The sequence below is a fragment of the Janibacter sp. LM genome, from assembly GCF_039631275.1.
GTDB classification, from domain to species: Bacteria; Actinomycetota; Actinomycetes; order Actinomycetales; family Dermatophilaceae; genus Janibacter; species Janibacter terrae.
Genome location: NZ_JBDIVG010000083.1, coordinates 1 through 1,253 on the forward strand (window position 1 = coordinate 1; position 1,253 = coordinate 1,253).

Annotated in this window: 1 pseudogene; it reads left to right on the forward strand. The window is 64.2% G+C overall.

Annotated features, from left to right (window positions below):
* Nucleotides 1–171 precede the first annotated feature (171 nt).
* Nucleotides 172–1,253, forward strand: a pseudogene (locus tag ABC138_RS17535) (IS3 family transposase); the annotation flags it as partial.

Below are 1,253 nucleotides of genomic sequence, written 5' to 3' on the forward strand. Positions count from 1 at the left end.
TCGTCAACGGCGCGCGAAAACACCCACGGAAGCGTCAGGAGAGCCCAAAAAAGGTGCCGCCCTTGAGTTCTCGGCCCTCTTCAACGCAGTGTGGGGGACCGCGCCGATCTTCAAGCATCCTGAACCGCCCCGGCATGTCCGGAGACTCTGATTGTTGGGAGAGTTGGAGTCATGCCAGGGAACACGACGAAGAGGTATCCGGCCGAGTTGAAGGTTCGGGCGGTTCGGATGGTCGAGCAGCGGCCGCAGGAAGAGAGCGAGTGGTCGGCGATGCAGCGGATCGCGCCGTTGTTGGGTATCGGGACGCCTGAGACGTTGCGTAAGTGGGTGCGCCGGGCCGAGGTTGATGCGGGTTCCCGCGAGGGCGTCACGAGCATCGAGTCGCAAGAGCTGCGCAAGCTGCGACGAGAGAACGCGGAGCTGAAGCGGGCGAACGCGATTTTGAAGGCGGCGTCGACTTTCTTTGCGGCCGAGCTCGACCGGCCCAGAGGGTGATCGTGGACTTCATCCGCGAGTACAGGGAGCACCGTGATGGTGATGGTCTGGTCTGGGGTGTCGAGCCGATCTGCGTCGTGCTGAGTGAGCACGGGTGCCAGATCGCCCCGTCGACGTACTACGAGCACGTCGGGCGCGGCCCGAGCGATCGTGAACGGCGAGATGCGTTGTTGCTCAACGAGATTCGCCGGGTACACGCCGACAACTACGGGGTTTACGGTGCCCGGAAGGTGTGGATCGCCCTGAATCGGGAGGGCATCACGGTCGCCCGCTGCACGGTCGAGCGGCTCATGCGCGATGACGGTTTGGTCGGGGCGGTGCGTGGGAAGGTCAAGCGCACCACGGTTGCGGATCCGGCCGGGCAGCGGCCTGATGACCTGGTGGGTCGGCGGTTCCAGCCGTTGGCCCCGGACCGGTTGTGGGTGGCCGACTTCACGTACGTGTCGACGTGGTCGGGGTGGGTGTACGTCGCGTTCGTCGTTGATGCCTACGCCCGCCGGATCCTGGGGTGGTCGGCGTCGACGTCGATGACCACGGACTTCGTGCTGCACGCGTTCGAGCAGGCAGTGTGGACCAGAAACCGTTACGGCACAGCCGATTTCGTTGATCTGATCCATCACAACGACAGGGGCGCCCAATACACGTCGATTCGATTCGGTGAGGCCCTCGCGCATGCTGGAATCGCGGGATCCATTGGTACCACTGGCGATTCGTACGACTGCGAGCATCGTGACTGCGCCACCACCTGGGGTCTGACC